This is a genomic window from Marinicella marina, assembly GCF_030065545.1.
Taxonomy (GTDB): Bacteria; Pseudomonadota; Gammaproteobacteria; order Xanthomonadales; family Marinicellaceae; genus Marinicella; species Marinicella marina.
In genome coordinates this window covers 30,536-51,269 of sequence record NZ_JASJNC010000005.1, presented here as the reverse complement: position 1 = coordinate 51,269, position 20,734 = coordinate 30,536, and the positions used below count along the sequence as shown (strand labels likewise).

General features: G+C 46.5%; 13 protein-coding genes. 5 read left to right on the top strand and 8 right to left on the bottom strand.

Translation table 11 applies throughout. The features are described from left to right. The first annotated feature begins 5 nt into the window (after nucleotides 1–5). Nucleotides 6–461, top strand: a complete 456-nt coding sequence (dut, locus tag QNI24_RS08850) for a dUTP diphosphatase (RefSeq protein ID WP_267176335.1) — start codon at nucleotides 6–8, stop codon at nucleotides 459–461. Continuing rightward, nucleotides 461–2,869, top strand: a complete 2,409-nt coding sequence (locus tag QNI24_RS15415; RefSeq protein ID WP_323373318.1) for a phosphomannomutase/phosphoglucomutase — start codon at nucleotides 461–463, stop codon at nucleotides 2,867–2,869. The genes dut and QNI24_RS15415 overlap by 1 nt, the downstream gene beginning before the upstream one ends. Before the next feature lie 99 nt (nucleotides 2,870–2,968). Here QNI24_RS15415 and QNI24_RS08840 read toward each other — a convergent pair whose 3' ends face one another. From QNI24_RS08840 to QNI24_RS08830, 3 genes are read right to left on the bottom strand one after another with little or no spacing between them, the layout of a single operon-like run. Beyond that, nucleotides 2,969–4,456 (bottom strand): PH domain-containing protein, encoded by a 1,488-nt coding sequence (locus tag QNI24_RS08840; RefSeq protein ID WP_267176334.1) that lies wholly within the window; start codon nucleotides 4,454–4,456, stop codon nucleotides 2,969–2,971. A gap of 2 nt (nucleotides 4,457–4,458) precedes the next feature. Continuing rightward, the gene (locus QNI24_RS08835; protein WP_267176333.1) at nucleotides 4,459–4,938 is read right to left on the bottom strand and encodes a PH domain-containing protein; all 480 of its coding nucleotides are present in this window, start codon (nucleotides 4,936–4,938) and stop codon (nucleotides 4,459–4,461) included. A 56-nt stretch (nucleotides 4,939–4,994) separates the two neighbouring features. After that, complete coding sequence (locus tag QNI24_RS08830; RefSeq protein WP_267176332.1) at nucleotides 4,995–5,885, bottom strand: prohibitin family protein; 891 nt, start codon at nucleotides 5,883–5,885, stop codon at nucleotides 4,995–4,997. Between the two features lie 241 nt (nucleotides 5,886–6,126). Between QNI24_RS08830 and QNI24_RS08825 the strand changes: the two genes are divergently transcribed. Continuing rightward, entirely contained in the window at nucleotides 6,127–11,124 is a 4,998-nt protein-coding gene (locus QNI24_RS08825; RefSeq protein WP_283708632.1) for a beta strand repeat-containing protein, read from the top strand. 56 nt (nucleotides 11,125–11,180) lie between these two features. On the opposite strand, the gene QNI24_RS08820 is transcribed toward QNI24_RS08825, so the two are convergent. Both QNI24_RS08820 and QNI24_RS08815 read right to left on the bottom strand, forming a co-directional pair. After that, nucleotides 11,181–12,587, bottom strand: a complete 1,407-nt coding sequence (locus QNI24_RS08820; protein ID WP_267177608.1) for a M28 family peptidase — start codon at nucleotides 12,585–12,587, stop codon at nucleotides 11,181–11,183. A gap of 101 nt (nucleotides 12,588–12,688) precedes the next feature. Further along, nucleotides 12,689–15,436, bottom strand: coding sequence for a M16 family metallopeptidase (locus QNI24_RS08815; protein ID WP_267177607.1), 2,748 nt, complete (start codon nucleotides 15,434–15,436; stop codon nucleotides 12,689–12,691). A 250-nt stretch (nucleotides 15,437–15,686) separates the two neighbouring features. Between QNI24_RS08815 and QNI24_RS08810 the strand changes: the two genes are divergently transcribed. After that, the gene (locus QNI24_RS08810) at nucleotides 15,687–16,163 is read left to right on the top strand and encodes a YciI family protein (protein WP_267177606.1); all 477 of its coding nucleotides are present in this window, start codon (nucleotides 15,687–15,689) and stop codon (nucleotides 16,161–16,163) included. 16 nt (nucleotides 16,164–16,179) lie between these two features. On the opposite strand, the gene QNI24_RS08805 is transcribed toward QNI24_RS08810, so the two are convergent. The 3 genes from QNI24_RS08805 to QNI24_RS08795 all read right to left on the bottom strand — a co-directional run bounded on the left by QNI24_RS08805 (nucleotide 16,180) and on the right by QNI24_RS08795 (nucleotide 19,435). Next, entirely contained in the window at nucleotides 16,180–17,463 is a 1,284-nt protein-coding gene (locus QNI24_RS08805; protein WP_267177605.1) for an N-acetylmuramoyl-L-alanine amidase, read from the bottom strand. An 83-nt stretch (nucleotides 17,464–17,546) separates the two neighbouring features. Continuing rightward, nucleotides 17,547–17,975: a tRNA (adenosine(37)-N6)-threonylcarbamoyltransferase complex ATPase subunit type 1 TsaE gene (tsaE, locus tag QNI24_RS08800; RefSeq protein ID WP_267177604.1), complete on the bottom strand. Its 429-nt coding sequence runs from the start codon at nucleotides 17,973–17,975 to the stop codon at nucleotides 17,547–17,549. Beyond that, nucleotides 17,972–19,435, bottom strand: a complete 1,464-nt coding sequence (locus tag QNI24_RS08795) for an NAD(P)H-hydrate dehydratase (protein WP_267177603.1) — start codon at nucleotides 19,433–19,435, stop codon at nucleotides 17,972–17,974. The genes tsaE and QNI24_RS08795 overlap by 4 nt, the downstream gene beginning before the upstream one ends. Before the next feature lie 66 nt (nucleotides 19,436–19,501). Here QNI24_RS08795 and queG point away from each other — a divergent pair, with 66 nt between their 5' ends. Next, a complete protein-coding gene (gene queG / locus QNI24_RS08790) occupies nucleotides 19,502–20,560 on the top strand; it encodes a tRNA epoxyqueuosine(34) reductase QueG (RefSeq protein WP_267177602.1) in 1,059 nt (352 codons plus the stop codon). Nucleotides 20,561–20,734: the final 174 nt, after the last annotated feature.

Below are 20,734 nucleotides of genomic sequence, written 5' to 3'. Positions count from 1 at the left end.
GCCAGATGAAATCAATTGACTTAAAAATTATGGATGCTGCTTTTGTGGCTGAGTTTGGTTTGCCTGAGTACGGCACTGGTGGTGCTGCTGGCATGGACCTAAGGGCCAACCTGAGTTCAGATTCAGTGATTCAATCAGGCGCTACGGAACTGATTCCAACAGGCATTGCCATACACATCAAAGACCCTCAGTTGGCAGCTGTGATTCTACCGCGTTCCGGGATGGGGCATAAACATGGTATAGTATTGGGTAATTTAGTGGGTCTAATTGACTCAGATTACCAAGGACAACTTTATGTTTCGTGTTGGAATCGCTCACCGCATCCCTTCACCATGGAACGTGGTGCCAGATTGGCACAACTGGTTTTTGTTCCAGTGACTCAAGTGTCTTATAATTTGGTGGAGGATTTTAATGTTTCAGATCGCGGCGAAGGTGGTTTTGGACACACCGGAATTAAATAATGGATTTTAAAGAATTATTAAACAAAATAAATAACAAGAAAACTTCCAAAGATGAAAAGCCATCTGAGGAAAATAATCAAAAAGAGGCGGCTGAAAAAGCCAAAAAAGACCAGTTCAAACTGGGTGATGAAATGTTGTGGACGCCACTTTTTGTGTTTTCAACGCTCGCCACTTTGCTGTTCGGTTATATTCTGAAAAACAACATCATGGAATCTTATGCGTTGTCTGACTTGAAACAGCAAAGCGAGGAGTTGGCTCGGTCGGTCGAACAGCGGACTCAAGAAGTCGGTGCACTGGCGGGTGAAATAGTTGCCGCTAACCCAGATGCAAACAACATTGTTGAGTTAATCGAGAGTCAGGTTCCCAACACCCTTCGCGTGGTTCGTGTCACTGAGCCAGTCGATAAAATAGTTCCAGAAACAGCATTTCCCGGCATCAATTTCGCCACCCTTGACATGCTCAAACTCACCAGTGAAACACAACAAGAGCAATTACCTGAAATTCACCTTTATGGTCAAGATGACCAATACCTTAATTACGTTTACATACAAAAACCCGAGACCGCTTACGTGGTGGTCAGTTACCCCGTTGATGTGATTGTTAAACCACAGTATTTAGAGTTTGACAACAGTGAATTAACATTGGTGCAAAAATCAGGCACATGGAGCAATGTGGTCTTACAAAAGTGGGGCACATTAGATCCCAACTCGACCAAAAGCAACCAACAAACTCGTGTACCTAATTCAAACTTCTATGTCAATTATGCCGTAGAGAATTCTTATTCAGGGTTGTTCAAGTTAAGTTTCTTTAGCAGTGCGGTGGCCTTTCTGGCAGGTTTGATTTTGACTGTACTGACTTACATCAAAAGACAACAAAGAATTGAAGAATTGAAACATGCCAAGAGCTTAAAAGAAGAAGAGCATGTTTATGTGCATTCATCCAATGTACAAAAATCAGACAAAGCACCACAAATCACTGATAATCAGTCTGCAGAGACTGGCGGTAAAAAAGCTTCACAACTGGTAGACAAAGATGCCTTACCTGATAAATCAATCTTCAAAGCCTATGATATAAGGGGCATAGTTGACGAGACTTTAACCACCGATGCAGTTGAGAAAATCGGTCATGCCATTGGTTCTGAAAACCTCAACAGAGGCAGGAAGTCCATTGTGGTAGCCAGAGATGGTCGCATTTCGGGGCCAAGCTTATTGGAAGCGCTGATCAAAGGCATCAGTAAAAGTGGTTGTGATGTGATCAATATCGGTGCCGTACCTACTGGGGTACTCTACTTTTCTACCCATCACCTGGAAACTGGTTCAGGGGTGATGTTGACTGGCAGCCACAACCCAGCCAATTACAACGGCTTAAAGATCATGCTTGATGGTGAAACTTTAGCGGGTAAGCTCATCACCAATTTATACGACATGATTGCTAGCGGAGACCTCATCAATGGTGAAGGCACAGTGCAAGAGCTGGATATCGCCGATGATTACATTGACTACATCAGCTCTGAGATTCAACTAGAGAATGAACCCACTGTGGTGGTTGATTGTGGCAACGGCATACCCGGCATAATTGGTCCAGAAGTATTAGAAGAAATCGGCTGTAATGTCATTCCATTGCATTGTGAAGTGGATGGCACCTTTCCTAATCATCACCCAGACCCAAGTGTACCAGAAAACCTACAGGATTTAATCAGCACACTGAAATCGGTAGATGCTGATATCGGTATCGCTTTTGATGGTGACGGTGATCGGCTGGGTGTGGTTACTAAAACTGGTGAAATCATCAACCCCGACAGGTTGTTGATGTTGTTTGCCAAAGATGTATTGAGTCGCCAACCCGGCTCCAGCATTATTTTTGATGTTAAGTGTACTGGCCACCTACCTAAGTCTATCGTCAAACATGGCGGTATGCCCATCATGTGGAAAACAGGACACTCGTTCATGAAAGCCAAGTTAAAAGAGACCAATGCCGCTTTGGCCGGTGAAATGAGCGGTCACTTTTTCTTCAATGAACGTTGGTTTGGTTTTGATGATGGCATCTATGCCGCTGCCAGATTATTAGAGATACTTGATCAAGAGGAAGATACACCAGAAGAAGTATTCTTAACCCTGCCCAACAGTGTCAACACACCAGAACTCAAAGTTCACATGAAAGAAGGTGAGCATTATAAGTTCATGGAAGATTTTGTCGATAAAGCGACCTTTCCTGATGCCAAAATCACTACCATAGATGGTATTCGTGCTGATTTTGCACAAGGCTGGGGCTTGGTTCGATGTTCTAACACCACACCCTGTTTGGTCATCAGGTTTGATGCTGATAATGAAGAGACATTGGAGCGCATCCAAGAAGAATTCAGAACCCAGTTACTGGCGGTCGATGAAAATTTAGATTTACCTTTTTAAAACCATCCTCAATCACCGATAAATTCCACATCCAGCAGAATATAACCTCTGCTGGATACCAAGAACTCAATCAAGCCCAGTCGATTGGGTTCTCAATGGCTACCAGACAAATTTAGCCCGACTGACACGTTCTGATAACTCGCCCATCAAAGCCTTAACTTTCGCTGTATCAAGGTAGTGTACGTTGATGTCTTGTACCACAGGGTTTGAACCTGCCGTATCCACAGTGAACCTGGCCATGCCATTGCGGCGATCAAAAGGTGTTTGCATGTATGATATGTTTTGAATCTTAGCGGTTTTAACCACACTCAGCGTATGGAACATGACGCCATGGCGATAAGCAATGATTTCCGCATTGATGGCATAGCCTGCTTTATTCACATAGGCTTTGGCATAAATATAAACCAACGGGGTTAACAGCAACAATAACAACCCCCATTGGTGATAAAAATAAATCAAGGGTGTGGTGGCCAGTAACAGAAAAAACATCACCCTTTTGAACACCCGCTTCCAAGCGCGCGCCTCTAATGGTTGCCAATTAATGTCATTCCAATCAACTTCTGGTTGAATTTGACTGACCAAGTTTTGTGCTTTGGATCGTGAAATCAACGGAGCAATCCAGTTCATCAGAATGCCACTTTGTTCCGTGACGCCGCCTGCCGTTTCCATTTTGATGCTGACGCGTTTGAAATACCGATGCAAAGGGGAATGCTTGATTTTTATCAGCTGGATGCGTTTAACTGGAATGTTGGCCGTGATTTTGGTTAACAAACCCATCTCTGCATTCAAGTTTTTATCAACATGTGATAATTTGAATTGGTAAAGTTTTAAAAAGGCCAATGCAATCGAGGACAGCCAAATGGTCACCAACATCAACAATGAAAAACCCAAACTGTATATCACCCATTGGGCCAACTCCCACCGCTCAACGTGCAAGTCACCAACAAATTTTTGCATGAAATTAATGAATTTTGCGCGATAGAAGTCATTCTGCGACAAAATAGAACCCACAATCCCAATCGGCACCAAGGCTTTGTGCGATATAAAGCCATAAGTGGTCACATCTTGGTTGTTCATTTGGTACAAAACAGATGGGTCAGAATCAAGTTCTTCTTCCAGTGCTGATTCATCCTCAACACCTTCAACTGGCACCTGGCCACGCTGCTTAATGATGCGTTGGATATAGGAGACCTGGTCATTTGAAATAACCCTGATGACCGCTTCTGGCTTGACTCCTGAGGCAGACTCTATTTGTAAGGTTGCTACGTTCAACAACCGGTGTAACACATTCTTCTCAACATTGACGTTTTGGATGCGCTCGTAAGGCACTTGTCTCAGGGATTTGAATAAAATACCCTCTTTCACCACCAAGCGATCATCTTCTAACCAATAGTGATAAAACCAAAACTGAATAATGGTAACAACCGAAGCAAAAGCCGCTATGGCTATGATGATAAAATCTTGTTTATCACCACTGGTACCAACGATGCCAATCAACAAAGGTAGCACACTTTTCTTAATCGCCTCTATGAATAAGAACAAAGGTGATACATTATGTAACCGATACCCTGCAGTTTTCAGGTCCATGCTCAAACCGTATCTTCTGAAGAGTTGGTGTTGATTAACTCTTGGCGCAGGTCTGCGGCATGCTGATGCATTAAGCCAGGAAGGGTTATGGTGGCATTGCGGGTGCCAGCTGTGTGTACCACTAATTTACCCAAATCATAGCGCCGTTCAAGCGGTCCAGTGGTGATGTCAACATGTTGTACGCGGTTGCGTGGCACCATGTTTTGCTGTTGCCAAAACACCCCTTTATGAATTTTTAATCCCGCCTCATTCAAACTATAACGATATGCCTTGAACCAGTGAATGGTGTACCAATGAATCAATCCATACAGCAGTAAATAACTGGCCAGATAAGTTATAACACTGAAGTACCATTTCAACTCGAAGATGGCACTGAATAAAATGGTTGGACCAGAGGCCATCAATAGCGTGGTCAATAACCAGCTGAAACGAACAATCTTAAGGTAATCCTGTTCCAAAGCTTTGGATTCAAATGTTTGCATGGCATGTATTCTGTATAAGCAGCGGGCAAGGTCATTGCCCGCTGATGGAGTGGTTTTTATTTATCCTCTGACATGTGCATCAGTGGCAAGGGTTGTGGCGAATCACTGTCAATGAAATAGATTTTTGAAGCCGGATCCTTTGAAATACTCTTCAAAGCTTCCAGTGCTTGTAGTTTGACATAGTTGGGGTTACTACCAATGGCTTCATTGATCTTCTCAATTTCATAAGCCTGAGCGTCAGCCAATAAACGGCGTTTTTCTGCTTGTTGAGCCGCTGCTTGCTTTTGTGCTTCTGCTTGGGCAATGAGCTGTTGTTGTTCGGTCTTGTAGCGCTCTAATTCAGCTTTTTGTTTTTCAACTTCTTGTTCACGCTCTTTCTTCGCCTCAATCGCGCGGGTAATGAATGGTGGCAAGGATATATCGCGAATCAAAACAGCCGAAACATTAATACCCTTAGGCTCCAAATATTCAGACAGTCCGACAGTCAAGCCAGTTTGCAGTTGTTCTTGGGTTTCTTCTAGAAAAAAGTCTTCAGCACGTTTGATTGACTTACCTTGTTCACGCAACAAGGAACGCAACTTGGGCACCAACTGCACGGTAATCATACTGTCGATGTTACCGGTGTCTTTCAATATGTTATTGGCCATATCACCATTCAAACGGTACTGAACTGAAACATCGATTTTGGTTTGTAACTGATCTTGTGAAGGCACCTGAGCGGTTTCTTTGTGGGTTTTTTCCCGCACATCGAACAGGTGAAACTTCAACAAAGGATTCACAGGAATGTTCAAACCTTCCTTATAAGTGACCGTCTGAACTTCTCCAAACAAAGTCGCCACGGCCACATGACCAGCAGGTACGCTGACCCAAAACCTGGAACCTATTAACAACAGCACAATGATAAATATCAATGGTATGAATTTAGTCATAGATATCTTCTCTGACATACGCTTTCTCCTCAAAAAATAATACACAAGATTGTATCAAATGTGTCACAAAATGTCGCATGGCAAAAGTCACTCTGCAGCACTTTTCAACAACACAGATTAAACACCTGTTTTTTTGTAAAACAGTGTCAACTTAAGCGCCAAAAGTGACAAAGATCCCCACAAATCACAAATTAATTATTTATAATATCTGCGGGGAAGCTCATAACAAAAAATAAAACTAAACCTGAGAGAATTAAAAATGAAAAAAGTGTGTGCGTTTTTGCTGTTGTTAACAGCCTTCAATGTTTTGGCGATCAAAGGGAAAGACGGTGATTTCACCGCATCAGTCCCAACCACAGTCAATTATTTTGCCAATTTAACGGCAGTAAATACGGCTGGTGGCGTTACCTTATCTGTCAACAACATCAATAATCTGAATGATGTCAGTGGCACAATCTATACCGACACCAATTTGTCACCTGGCGATTTGATTATGTTGTATCAAGCCCAAGGAGCCACTTACAGCGACAATTCTAATACCGCCACATATGGCGCATTTAATTTGGGTAACTCAGGTCGTTATGAACTTTATGAAGTCATTTCAGTCAGTGGCAACGACATCGTGGTTGCCGACAATGGGCTGTTATGTAATGGCAACAGTTTGATTTATAGCTATGACATTGGTTTAACTCAAGTCATACGAGTACCACAGTTTGAAAATTTGACCGTCACAGCAGCTGGCTCAATCGTCACCAATGCTTGGAATGGCACCAACGGTGGTGTGGTCGCCATTGATGTCAACAGCACACTTGCTTTGAACGGTGTGATTAATGCTTCATCTCGCGGCTTCAGAGGTGGTGTGATTGAGAATCAGACCACCGGAGCTGGCACTGATGTGCCCTTGTTCAGAGGGGCCGCACCCGAAAATGGTGCTGAAAAAGGTGAGAGTATTTTAGGCTTCCAAGCAGTTTACAATGCCAATGGCGGCAGATTTGGTCGCGGCGCACCAGCCAATGGTGGTGGTGGCGGTAATGCCCATAACGGTGGCGGTGGTGGCGGTGCCAACGGCAACAACGGCTTGGCTTGGTTTGGCCAAGGTAATCCTGACACAACACCAGCTGGATGGAGCACAGCTTGGGACTTAGATCCCAACCCTAATTTAAATGCCTCAACAACTTCATCAGGCGGTGGCAGAGGTGGTTACACATATGGCAGCTCCAATCAGAACGCATTAACAGTACCACCAGGCAATGCTGCCTGGGGCGGCAACAGTCGCCGCGAGAGAGGCGGACTTGGTGGTCGTCCAGTCCCATTTGACGGCGTTGGACGTCTGTTTTTTGGTGGCGGCGGTGGTGCCGGTGACGGTAACAACAGCCAAGCTGGTGCCGGCGGTATCGGTGGCGGCTTGGTATATATCATCACTGACACTTTAAGCGGCAATGGCAGCATCCGTAGTAACGGCCAAGCCGGTTTAAATACAGCCGGCGGCGGTAACAACGACGCTCCTGGTGGCGGTGGTGCCGGCGGTACCATCTTGGTTTCAGCCAACTCGGTTGCAGCCAGCTTAACGCTGCAAGCCAACGGCGGTAAAGGCGGCGATCAGTTACCGATTGGCAATGAAAATGAAGGCCCTGGCGGCGGCGGTGGCGGCGGTGTCATTTCTATCACTACCGGCACTCCCAGCAGAACCGCCCTGGGCGGGGCCAACGGCATCAGTCAGTCCAGTGCAGTCACAGAGTTTCTTGCCAACGGTGCCACTATCGGTGGTTCAGGGCAGCCCAATGAAATCACTACTGCTGTAACGAATTTGCCTGTATGTCGAGCCATTAATTCATTAAGCACGGTCAAAGCCTTGACTGGTAATGCCGATGAAGATGGCAGCAGCAGCGTCACCGAAGGCGATACCCTGACCTTTACTGTCACCGTCACTAACACAGGTGATTTTCCTTTGACCAATGTGGTGGTTACTGACAACTTGATAACACCCAACAGCAACACCTGCCCCACCGTAGCCGTCGGCGCCACTTGTGTGTTGACTGGTACCTATGTGGTCACCGCAGGTGACGTCACTACCGGTAGCATCACCAACACCGGCACCGGTAACTCCAATGAAACACCACCGGTTGATGATGTGGAAATCACTCCAGTGGTTGGTTCACCTGCACTGAGTACAGTCAAAGCCTTGACTGGTAATGCCGATGAAGACGGCAGCACCACAGTAACTGAAGGTGATACCCTGACATACACCGTCACCGTCACCAACACCGGTAACGTACCACTGACCAATGTGGTGGTCACTGACAGCTTGATCACGCCCAACAGCAACACCTGCCCAACCGTAGCCGTGGGTGCCACTTGTGTGTTAACAGGAACCTACGTGGTTACTGCTGGCGATGTTACCACTGGCAGCATCACCAACACCGGCACCGGTAACTCCAATGAAACACCACCGGTTGATGATGTAGAAATCACTCCAGTGGTTGGTTCACCTGCGCTGAGTACAGTCAAAGCCTTGACTGGTAATGCCGATGAAGACGGCAGCACCACAGTAACCGAAGGTGACACCCTGACATACACTGTCACCGTCACCAACACCGGTAACGTACCACTGACCAATGTGGTGGTCACCGACAGCCTGATCACGCCCAACAGCAACACCTGCCCAACCGTAGCCGTGGGTGCCACTTGTGTGTTAACAGGAACCTATGTGGTCACTGCAGGCGATGTTACCACTGGCAGCATCACCAACACCGGCACCGGTAACTCCAATGAAACACCGCCAGATGATGACACCGTCATCACTCCGGTGAATGGTTCACCGGCACTGAACACAGTCAAAGCCTTGACTGGTAATGCCGATGAAGATACCAGCACCACCGTCACTGAAGGTGATACCCTGACATACACCGTCACCGTGACCAATACGGGTAATATCCCATTGACCAATGTGGTGGTCACCGACAGCCTGATCACTCCCAACAGCAACACCTGCCCCACCGTAGCTGTGGGTGCCACTTGTGTGTTAACAGGAACCTACGTGGTTACTGCTGGCGATGTCACCACAGGCAGCATCACCAACACCGGCACCGGCGATTCTGATGAAACTCCTCCGGTTGATGATACCGAAATAGTCACAGTAGTGGGGACTCCAGGTCTCACCACCAGCAAAGCCTTAACCAGTAATGCCGATGAGGATACCAGCACCACCATCACAGAAGGTGATACCCTGACCTATACCATCACGGTAACCAACTCAGGTAACATACCTTTAAGCAATGTGGTAGTGACTGATAACCTGATCACCCCAACCGGCGGCACCACTCCTTGTGCCAGCGTTGCGGTCGGCGCCACTTGTACTCTGGTGGGCACGTACCAAGTCACTGCGGGCGATGTTACCACTGGCACCATTACTAATGTGGGTACAGGGGATTCTGATGAAACCGGACCTGATGATGACACCTTGATCACGCCGATTGTTGGCTCACCTGCCTTGTCTACTGACAAAGCCTTGACCAGCAATGCCGATGAAGATACCAGCACCACCGTCACCGAAGGCGATACTTTAACGTATACCATCACCGTCACCAACACCGGTAACATTCCACTGTCTAATGTGGTTGTGACTGACAACCTGATTACCCCAACTGGCGGTACAACACCTTGTGCCAGTGTGGCAGTCGGTGGCACTTGTAGCTTAGTGGGTACCTATCAAGTCACGGCGGGTGATGTCACCACCGGCACCATCACCAATGTGGGTACAGGGGATTCTGATGAAACCGGCCCTGTTGATGACACTGAAATCACACCAGTGGTCGGCACCCCTGGTCTCACCACCAGCAAAGCCTTAACCAGTAATGCCGATGAGGATGCCAGCACCACCATCACAGAAGGTGATACCCTGACCTATACCATCACGGTAACCAACTCAGGCAACATACCTTTAAGCAATGTGGTAGTGACTGATAACCTGATTACCCCAACCGGCGGCACCACTCCTTGTGCCAGCGTTGCGGTCGGTGCCACTTGTACTCTGGTGGGCACGTACCAAGTCACTGCGGGTGATGTCACCACTGGCACCATCACCAATGTGGGTACAGGGGATTCTGATGAAACCGGACCTGATGATGACACCTTGATCACGCCGATTGTTGGCTCACCTGCCTTGTCTACTGACAAAGCCTTGACCAGCAATGTCGATGAAGATACCAGCACCACCGTCACCGAAGGCGATACTTTAACGTATACCATCACCGTCACCAACACCGGTAACATTCCACTGTCTAATGTGGTTGTGACTGACAACCTGATTACCCCAACTGGCGGTACAACACCTTGTGCCAATGTTGCGCTGGGAGCCACATGTACTCTGATAGGTACTTACCAAGTGACTGCTGCTGATGTTTTGACCGGCAGTGTTACTAACATTGGTACAGGCGACTCTGATGAAACCGGTCCTGATTCAGATACTGTAGTTACTCCAGTCATCGCAGAGCCAGATTTAACAGTCAGTAAATCATTCACCGCCAATGCGGATGAAGATGCATCGGGTACCATCAGTTTAAATGACACCCTGACTTTTACCATTACAGCCACCAATACGGGTAATTCTGTACTGAATAATGTGGTGGTTACAGACAGTCTTATCACACCTAACAGCAATACCTGCCCTACTCTGAACCCAGGTCAAACCTGTGTCTTAATGGGGACATATGTGGTGCAGCAGTCTGATTTAGACAATGGTGAAATCAATAACACAGGCAGTGCTGATTCTGATGAAACACCACCGGTTGATGATGACATCACAGTCGATTTAAACCCAGCTCCCGCTTTAACCATCGATAAAACACTCAGTAGCAATGCCGACGAAGACGCTTCTGGTGATGTAACACTGGGCGATACATTGACTTACACTGTTGTGGCCACTAATACAGGTAACGTAACCTTGAACAATGTGCTTGTGCAGGACAACATAATCACACCAAGTTCTACCACTTGTGCCGTGTTACTGGTTGGAGAAGACTGTACATTGGTGGGTACTTATGTCGTTACTCAACAAGATGTCAACAATCAAGTGATCAACAATACTGGTCAAGCAGTGTCTGATGAAACTGGACCTGATTTTGATACCGATGTTGAAGTGACCCAAGTATTTGGCATGGTCGCAAGGGTTCCAACCTTGGGCTTTTGGTTCATGCTGATGTTGACCCTGTTACTGGGTACCGTTGGGCTCAAAGCATTGAGGAGGCAACAGGCCTGAAGCCAAAGGGCCTGAAGTAAAGCAAAAAAGCCTGGTTAATCCCAGGCTTTTTTTATTTATTCTTTTAAGCCAAAACCAAAATCATGTTCGGTGTTAGCTGCCATAGCAGTGACCACAACCCAAGCTGCCACGTTTTGTGCCAGTGCCTTTGGATCAATTTTATCTAGGGTGTCATTGGCAGTGTGATGGTAATCAAAATAATCCGTCCCGTCTTGACGCAAACTGAAAACAGCCATACCGGCTTGACGCAGAGGAATCAGGTCAGCACCTGAGCTGCTTTGGTTGTTGCTGTATTTAATACCTAAAGGCCTGAGCAATGTCATCATTTGATTGATTATAGGCATCGACTCTGCCGCCACGCGGGTTCCCAGCGCATAGATTTCACCGGCACCAAAATCTGACTCTCCACCCAAAATATGATTGGTTAAATTGTTTTTTTGAGCCTGATGATAAGCCTTAGCGCCTGACAAACCATATTCTTCATTGGCCCATAATACCACCCTGATGGTCTTTTTCAATGGCCCGATGTGCTCATTGATCAACTTAGCCGCAGCCATAGTGATACCACAGCCTGATGCATCATCGATGGCCCCAGTACCTAAATCCCAAGAATCTAAATGACAACCGATCACTATGAACTGTTCTTTTTGTGAAGTGCCAAGCATGTCACCAATCACATTATGCGAGGTGTATTCACCGTCCCAATGTGAGGTTAATTTTAAGTTAAGAACCACCGGCTGGTCACGCTTGAGCATGTTAACCAACAAATCGGCATCTGGATTTGATACCGCACCTGCTGGCACCGAAGCTATGGCCTCATCATATTGAGCAGCACCAGTGTGCGGTGTGCGGTTATCATCTGTACCTATGGAGCGAATGATGGCAGCGATGCCGCCCTTGGCAGCTGTGACCTGAGCCGTTTTGCTTCTGGCACCCACCGCCTTACCATACCCAGAACCGTCTTGATGACGCTCCATGCGGTTACTGATAAAGGTGATCTTGCCTTTTACCTCAGAGGGCTCTGCAGCTTCTAATTCTGCCAATGTATTGAAATGGATGAGTTCTCCGGTCAGACCTGATTCAGGCGTCGGCAATGTGCGACCCAGTGCAGTAACCGCCAATTGATGTGGGTAAGGCGCAATGACTGCGGCAGTTTCCTCGCCACGAGTCCAGCGCGTCAACTTCACCGGTTCAATAACCACTCGATCGAAGCCTAATTCTTTGAACTTTTCTTGCGCCCAAGCCACAGCTTTGGCATCGCCTGGGCTACCAGCCAACCTGGCCCCCACCTCGGTGGTTAACGATTCAGTGATGCGGTAAGCCAAATCATCATCCAGCGCCCTATCACGCAATGCTTTTGTTTGCTTTAAAAAATCGTCACTGTACAACGAACCATCTGCTTGGTGAGCCTGCGTAAAATGACTCACTAACAACAACAGCCACATTATTTTGCTTGAATGCATACCAATCCCTCTTATTAAAACAAGCGATTGTAACAAAAAACTCACGGGCACAAAAAAGGCCGAACTCTATGTTCGGCCTGAGTCATTTTATGTAAATAGAATTATTCGCCTTTGGCTTTCGCAGCATCACCGGCGGTGATGATAGAAAAACTGTCCATATCGACGTATTTATTGAACGCCATATTGACCTGTAAAATGGTCAAGTCTTGGATGGCTTGTTCATAATTCTTGTTCCACTCTTGGGTGCGGTCCAAATCAATATAACTGGCCAATTGACTCGCCAAACGGTTGTCTTTGGCGCGATCTATGCGGTTATTTTGTAACACACCGTTGCGCGCATCGTCCAACTCTTGCTGAGTGAAACCCTCATCCAATACTTTCTGCAATTCTTCTTTAAAGCCTTGCTCAACCCTGACTAAGTTCTCTGGTGCACATATGGCATAAGCACCAAAAGTAGCCACTTCGTCTTGTGATGAAGCATTAAAGAAAGATCCAGCACCGTAACTTAAACCATCTTGCTGACGCAAACGATTGGCCAAACGGCTGCTGATGAAACCACCACCAAACATTTGGTTGGCCATAAACAAGGCAGGATAATCAGGGTGGTCATCACTGATTGGCATGCGCATCATGGCACCGAAAGCAGCGCCAGATTTATCCGGCGTGTCGATGAAACGGTTGATGCTGTCTACCACCGCATAAGACGCTGGCACACGCTGGTATTCAACATCACTTTCCCAGCCTTTCAATACCGACTCAACTTCAGCTGTAACCACATCTTCGTCAAAATCGCCAACAATACTGATGTCGGCATCTTGACCACCATAGAACTTTTTATGGAACGCTTTGATGTCTTTCAATTTGGCTGCCTTGATTTCGGCTATTTGATCATCGATGTCCATTTGGTACCTTGGGTGACCTGGCTCATAAGGGTCCAAATGTTGACCCAAAGTTCTGAAAACTTGAGTGGTAGGCTGTTGTTTTTGTTGCTCCAGACCGACAATAATCTCTTGCTTCAATACCTCTAGTTCTTCGGCATCAAAAGCTGGCTTTTTCAATACTTCATCAAGCAACTCAATCACCGCCGGCAAGTTCTCACGAGTGGTTCTGACACTGATGTTAGCACCTGTTGCAGAACCTGAAACACCGACATTGGCTTTGAGTTCATCGAATTTTGCTTTCAACTCATTGCGATTCAAATTCTCAGTACCGCGGTCCAACATCCGAGCCGCCAATAAACCCAATGTTGATTTGTTATATAAAGCCTCTTCATTACCTAAATCAAGGCGCATATTCATCACCACAGAATCACCACGGGTTTCCTTGTTAACATGAACCAATTCAGCGTTATTAGGTAACTCAACGCGCTTTGTGCGGGCATCGATGTTTTCAAAGGAAGGATCAAAATCTTCACCTTGTGCCACTGCTTCGCGGCCTTGGTAGTCGGCCACTTTGGCTTTGACTTCAGCCACTGAATACCTTTTAATCGAATCAGCACGATCAAAATCAGTTTCAGGAATGAACAGACCCAAAGTGCGGTTATCATTGACCATGTATTCTTCGGCTGCTTGTTGAACTTGTTCAACTGTCACAGCTTCGGTTAAATCGCGGTTTCGGAACATCAAACGCCAGTCACCCATTCCAACCCATTCACTGAGTGCCAGAGCAATACCTTCTGATGAGTTGAATGACAGTTCAAACTGTTTAATCAAGTTGGCTTTTGCTGCTTTTACCTCAGCTTCTGTCACTGGATTCTCATCGACATTTTCTAAAGTTTCTAAGAAGGCGTCTTTTGCTGCCATAAGGTCTTTGTCTTTGGCCACTTGTATCATGTAATTCATCACGCCTGGCTCTGCCCATTGGAAATTGAAACCGAATGAACCGGCTGCCAAACCTTTCTTAACCACCTTTTCATTCAAACGACCTGTGGTTGGGTGTGCCATGACTTGCGACAACACATTTACCGCTGGAAACATTTCATCCGAGCCAGCAGGTGCTTTGTACATCACACCGACCACTTGAACATCACCAGCGCGGCGCACCGTTACTGAACGCTCGCCGTCTTGAATCGGCTCTTCAGTATATAATTCAGGCAAGACCCGCTCTGGCTTTGGAATCGGACCAAAGTGTTTATCAATTAAAGCGAGGGTTTTATCCACATCAATTTTACCGGCCACAATCAAAGTGGCGTTGTCTGGTTGGTAATACTTGCGGTAAAAAGCTTGCAGGTTAGAAATGTCTACATTTTCCAAATCAGCACGGGCACCAATGGTACTTTTACCATAATTATGCCAATCATATGCAATCGAACCCATGCGTTGTAACAACACCCTGATGGGGTTGTTGTCGCCATTCTCAAGTTCGTTCCGTACCACAGTCATTTCAGAATCCAAGTCTTCTTTCGAAATGAAAGAGTTGATCATGCGATCTGCTTCTAAACCGATGGCCCATTCTAAATTATCATCCGAGGCGGCCAAGGTTTCAAAGTAATTGGTTCGATCGGTCCAAGTGGTGCCATTTGGCTCAGCGCCACGGTCAGTCAGTTCTTTGGTGATATTTGGATGGGTTGGTGTGCCCTTGAATACCAAGTGCTCCAACAAGTGAGCCATCCCAGTTTCACCGTAGTTTTCATGTTTTGAACCGACATGATAGGTGATGTTCACTGTTTGGGTTTCTTGAGATTGATCTGGAAACAACAAAATTTGTAAACCGTTGTCCATGCGGTATTCTGTGATACCCTCAACTTCAGTGACTTTCTCAATGCCCTTGGGTAATTTTGCCAAAGCATTGAATGACAATGACATGACCAGCATAGCCGTCAAGCATCGAACCGCGTTCTTAAATCGCATAGGTTTTCCTCTTATCAAAAATAATAAACATTCCACCACAAAACTTATCAAAACAATGTGAATCATTCTGAGGTTGTCATGGGATAGCGTAATTTATACCAATGTGCATGCAATTACATGCCACAAAAGTCATGGTTTATGGTTGATAAGATGGCACTTGAAACCCAGTGACAAAGTAAAAGACGCTTCGTGAGTTAAACAAAGCAACAGTCTGTGATAATGTATGCTTTTATTTACACCAGGAAACATCATGATACATCGAGCATTGATCATCAGCAGCATGGCTTTATTGGGTCTAACTACCAACGTCGCTGCAGAAAAAAACACCAATTCTTCACCCGCATTCAATGAACAATTAGCCACTGAGTTAGGTGCCGATGAATACGGCATGAAAATGTATGTCATGGCATTTTTAAAAGCCGGCCCAAATCGTAATCAATCAAAGCAGGAGGCCGCTGAATTACAAAAAGCCCACATGGCGAACATCGGTCGCATGGCTGAAAATGGTGATTTGGTCTTGGCCGGTCCTTTTGCCGCCAATGAGCAAGGCATGCAAGGCATTTATATTTTTAATGTCACGACAGTTGAGGAAGCAGCAGAGTTAACAAAAACAGACCCAGCCATCAAGGCCGGCCGACTGAAAATGGAGTTAATCCCTTGGTATGGTTCAGCAGCTGTGATGCAAATCAATCAAATCCACCAGACACTGGCCAAACAAGGCATGTGAAACAGTGGCATGAATATCAGTTGGGTAAGTAAAGCACTTCACCAACCATCAATCGGTTACTTGATTTGTTGTTGATGGATTTCAATTCAGACATGGAAATACCGTTTCTGGTAGCAATTTCACTTAAAGTATCGCCGGTTTGAACGATGTGCTTTTGCGCCTTTCTGTTACCGGCCTGTGCTGCTATCCAGGTATTGGGCGGTGGACTTTGGTAAAAATAGTTGCGAATCCCTTGGGTGATTTGACGGGTCAACTTATCGACATGTTTCGGGTCTTGTAGTTTGCGTTCATCACCGGGGTTACTGATGTATCCGGTTTCTACCAACATAGAAGGCACATCAGGCGACTTCAACACCAGAAAGTTGGCTTGACCAAAACCTTGGCCGTGTAGCTTTATTTCATGTTTCAATGAAGCTTTGACCGCCTTGGCAGCTTTGTGGCTTTCTTCCAGCGCCGCGTTTTGAGAGAGGTCGTACAAAACCTGTGACAACACATCTTTCTTGTCTTCAATCACCACGCCGCCGATTTGGTCAGATTTGTTTTCAGAGGCAGCCAACCACTTGGCTGCCTCAGAGGATGCGCCACGTTGGTTCAAGATATAGACACTGGCACCATTCACTTTTGGACTGTGGAAGGCATCGGCGTGAATCGAAACAAACAAATCGGCACCTTTCTGGCGGGCTTTTTCAAAGCGCTTGCGGTGCTTGAGGTAATAATCTCCGGTGCGCACCACGAAGGCTTGCATGCCTTTTTGCGCATCAATTTTCTTCGCCAATTCATTGGCAATATTCAACACCACATGCTTTTCATACACCCCAGAAGGACCAATGGCTCCTGGATCTTCGCCACCGTGCCCAGCATCAATCGCCACAATCACATCGCGATTGGGCTTGGTCACTTCTGCCAGCGTTTTAATCGGTGCCTTCACCTCATTGCGTAAATCCACCACCAAGCGATGACCGTATTTACCCGTGGGTTTCAGCAAAAAACTTTTGGATTTCAAATCATCCTGTAAATCCAGCACAATGCGCACGCGATTTTTATCGGTGCTGAATCTGACCTTTTTAATGTCCTTATTGTTTTTTATGGCCAATGACGAGGTCAATTTAGAATCATCCAAATCAATCACCACCCTGGGCGGATTTTGTAATTCAAATAATTTATAGTCAGCCTGCTCACTCAAATCAAACACAGCTCGGGTGTGATCTGGGCCGGTCCACACCCGCATGCCCTCGATGTTTGTGGCCAAAACTTGGCTACAAAACAATAAAACTAAGGCTGTTAGGATAGATTTTTTCATGACACTCAAAACAAGATTCCCTTGAATTTTATTGAAAAGCGCCAGTCTTATCAAGCTTTTTTACACAAAATCAACAAGATAGGCTATTTTTCTGATGTTATTGTTAAGGTTCGGTTAAGATTTTGTGCTTCAAACAACAGCATCCAATCTGCCTTTGGCATCACGCCTGCACCTTTATCAGGCCACTCAACCAGTAACACTTGCTGACCATCAATCAAGTCCTCAATGCCCAAAAAATAAAGCTCTTCCGGGTCGGTTAAACGATACAAGTCCATATGAACAAAGCCCAAATCACTGCCTTGGTATGTTTCATACAAATTATAAGTGGGGCTTTTTACGTGCTCCTTAACACCACAAGCGGCTAACAGGTTTTGTGTGAATGTGGTTTTACCAGCACCCAAATCACCGGCTAAATAAATCACAGCGCCTGGCTTTAGGGATGACTTGAATGCTGTGGCCACATCTCGTAACTGCGACAGGTTCTTGACTTCATGAACAGTGGTATTTTTCATGTTTCACTATTTATGACCAAGTGCAAAGAATTCAACAGTTCAGAAGCGGTTAAAGTCATGCCATAAACACTGCGCCCGCCACCAATGGCATGCCACAACACCGCCAGTCGTGCTGCTTGCTTGGCCTCGTAGCCCTGGGCCATCAACCCGGCCACCATACCCGCCAGCACGTCACCCGATCCAGCTGTGGCCAGATTGGCATTGCCATAAGGACAACACCAAGTGGCTTCACCATCTGCAATCAAGGTGCCTGAACCTTTCAGCACCGCCACACACTGGTATTTTTTGGCCAAGTCCTGCACTGCTTGCCAGCGGTTGTTTTGGATGTCTTGGGTTGAACATTGCAACAAGTTCGCTGCCTCGCCAGGATGCGGTGTTATCACAGCCAATTGTTTTGGCACACTGGCAGCTTGGGCCAACAAGTTCAAGCCATCGGCATCCAACACCAAAGCTAACTTGGACTGCAAACAGCTTTTGAACAGTTGTTTTGACCATTGAGACTGACCCAAACCCATGCCACACAACAGCACCGATGCTCGATTGATTTGCTCTGGCGCCAGACCACCAACACAAGCGACGCTGTCATAAGCCACACTCATCAATTCAGGTGCATGCAGGGGCAGCATATGGGCGTGTGATGCATCAGTGATGACCGTGGTAGAACCAGCACCTGCTTTTAACACCGCGCGACCGGCCAATAAAACTGCCCCTAACATGCCGGCTTGCCCGCCCGCCGTCAAAACATGTCCAAAGTCGCCTTTGTGGCTGTTGTTGGCCCTGTTAGTCAATGCTTTCAATGCATTTTCATGCAACAACTCGCCACTGTGAAGCACTGTTTGATACGCCGCCTCAGGCACATGCAACGACTCGAAACAAACCTCACCACAACAGTCGCTGCCATCCTGGGTGTAAAGACCGGTGTTATTGGCCAGAATGGCAACGGTCTTGTCAGCCCGCACCGCCACCCCTTCGATTTGACCACTGCTGCCATTCAAACCACTGGGTATATCAATCGCAAGCTTGGAACAGGACTGCTGGTTAACCCATTGAATCACATCGGCATAAGTACCGCCCACAGTTCGAGTTAAACCAGTTCCAAAAATGGCATCAACAATCACATCAAAACTCAGCTGCTTGATGCGCTCTGCATCGGCCATAGTCAACACCTCACCTTGGTAGAGTTTGGCCGCTTGACGCGCATCACCGGTGAGTTTCTCAGGTGGATGCAGCGCCAACACGTGAACCACTTGGCCTTGCTGCCGCGCCAGTTCCGCCACCACAAAACCATCACCGCCGTTATTCCCCGGGCCAGTGATAACCAGCACATGCGGGTCGTCTTTGAGGTGTGCATACACCGCAGCGCCAGCCAGTTGCATCAACTCAAAGGAGTTAACGCCCAAATAATCTGCTGCCAGTTGATCAATTTGTTTGGTTTTGTCGTTTCTGTATAGTTTAATCATGGTCTTCGATACCCGCATTGTGGTCTATAATGTTCACTTCATAGAATCATTTTAACAGCTGGTGGCATGCAACAGAACCTTGATTACTCGAAGCTCAAAAAACAAATAAAAAATTGGGCCATTAAACTGGGGTTTCAACAAGCAGGCATCAGTGACATCAACTTATCTGAAGCCGGCCAACATTTGAATGATTGGCTGAAAAAACAATACCACGGCGACATGTCCTACATGGCGCGGCACGGTGAAAAACGATACCGCCCTGAAGCGCTGGTGCCTGACACCTTAAGCATCATTTCAGTGCGCCTGGATTACATGCCAGCTGGCCTAAAACCCTATGAAAAGCTGACTGAACAACACAACAAAGCCGCCATCTCACGCTATGCCCTGGGTCGTGATTACCACAAAGTCATCCGCAACAAATTAAAAAAACTGGCGCAAAAAATCACTGCTGAAATTGGTGAGTTTGGTCACCGGGTGTTCACCGATTCGGCGCCGGTGATGGAAAAGGCCATAGCTGAAAAAGCCGGTTTGGGCTGGATTGGTAAACACAGCAACTTACTCAACTCAAAAACCGGCTCTTATTTTTTCCTCGGAGAAATTTACACCGATTTACCATTGGAACCAGATAGCAAACAAAGTTTCCACTGCGGCTCATGCACCCAGTGCATCCAAGACTGCCCCACTGATGCCATCGTGGCACCTTTTCAAGTCGATGCCAAGCGTTGCATTTCCTACCTCACCATCGAAAACAAAGGCCCCATACCGCTTGAGTTTCGTGCTGCCATGGGTAACCGCATTTATGGCTGTGATGACTGCCAAGTGGTCTGCCCATGGAACAAGTTCACCCACAACACCAAAGAACAAGATTTCCAACCCAGACACCAATTGGATGACATCGAGTTATTGGAACTGTTCAACTGGAGCGAAACCGAGTTTTTATCTAAAACCGAAGGCTCACCCATTAGAAGAATTGGATATGAAGCCTGGCAAAGGAACCTGGCCGTGGGACTGGGCAATGCAGAAGCGACAGATGAAATCATTCAGGCATTGGAGGATAAATTAGATTCAGCCAGTGATCTGGTTAAAGAGCATATTGAGTGGGCTTTGGATCGGCTGGTTGATTAACACCTACATGAAAGAAGTATTGTAGGATGGGCTCCGCCCATCATGACGATGAACTTTAAACAGAGTTGGAGTTTTCAGTTTCTCAATAAAAGGATGCTCAACTTGCTCATTTATAGCTTGATAGGCTATTCGATGATGGGCAGAACCCATCCTACATGACTATTAAATCTGCTT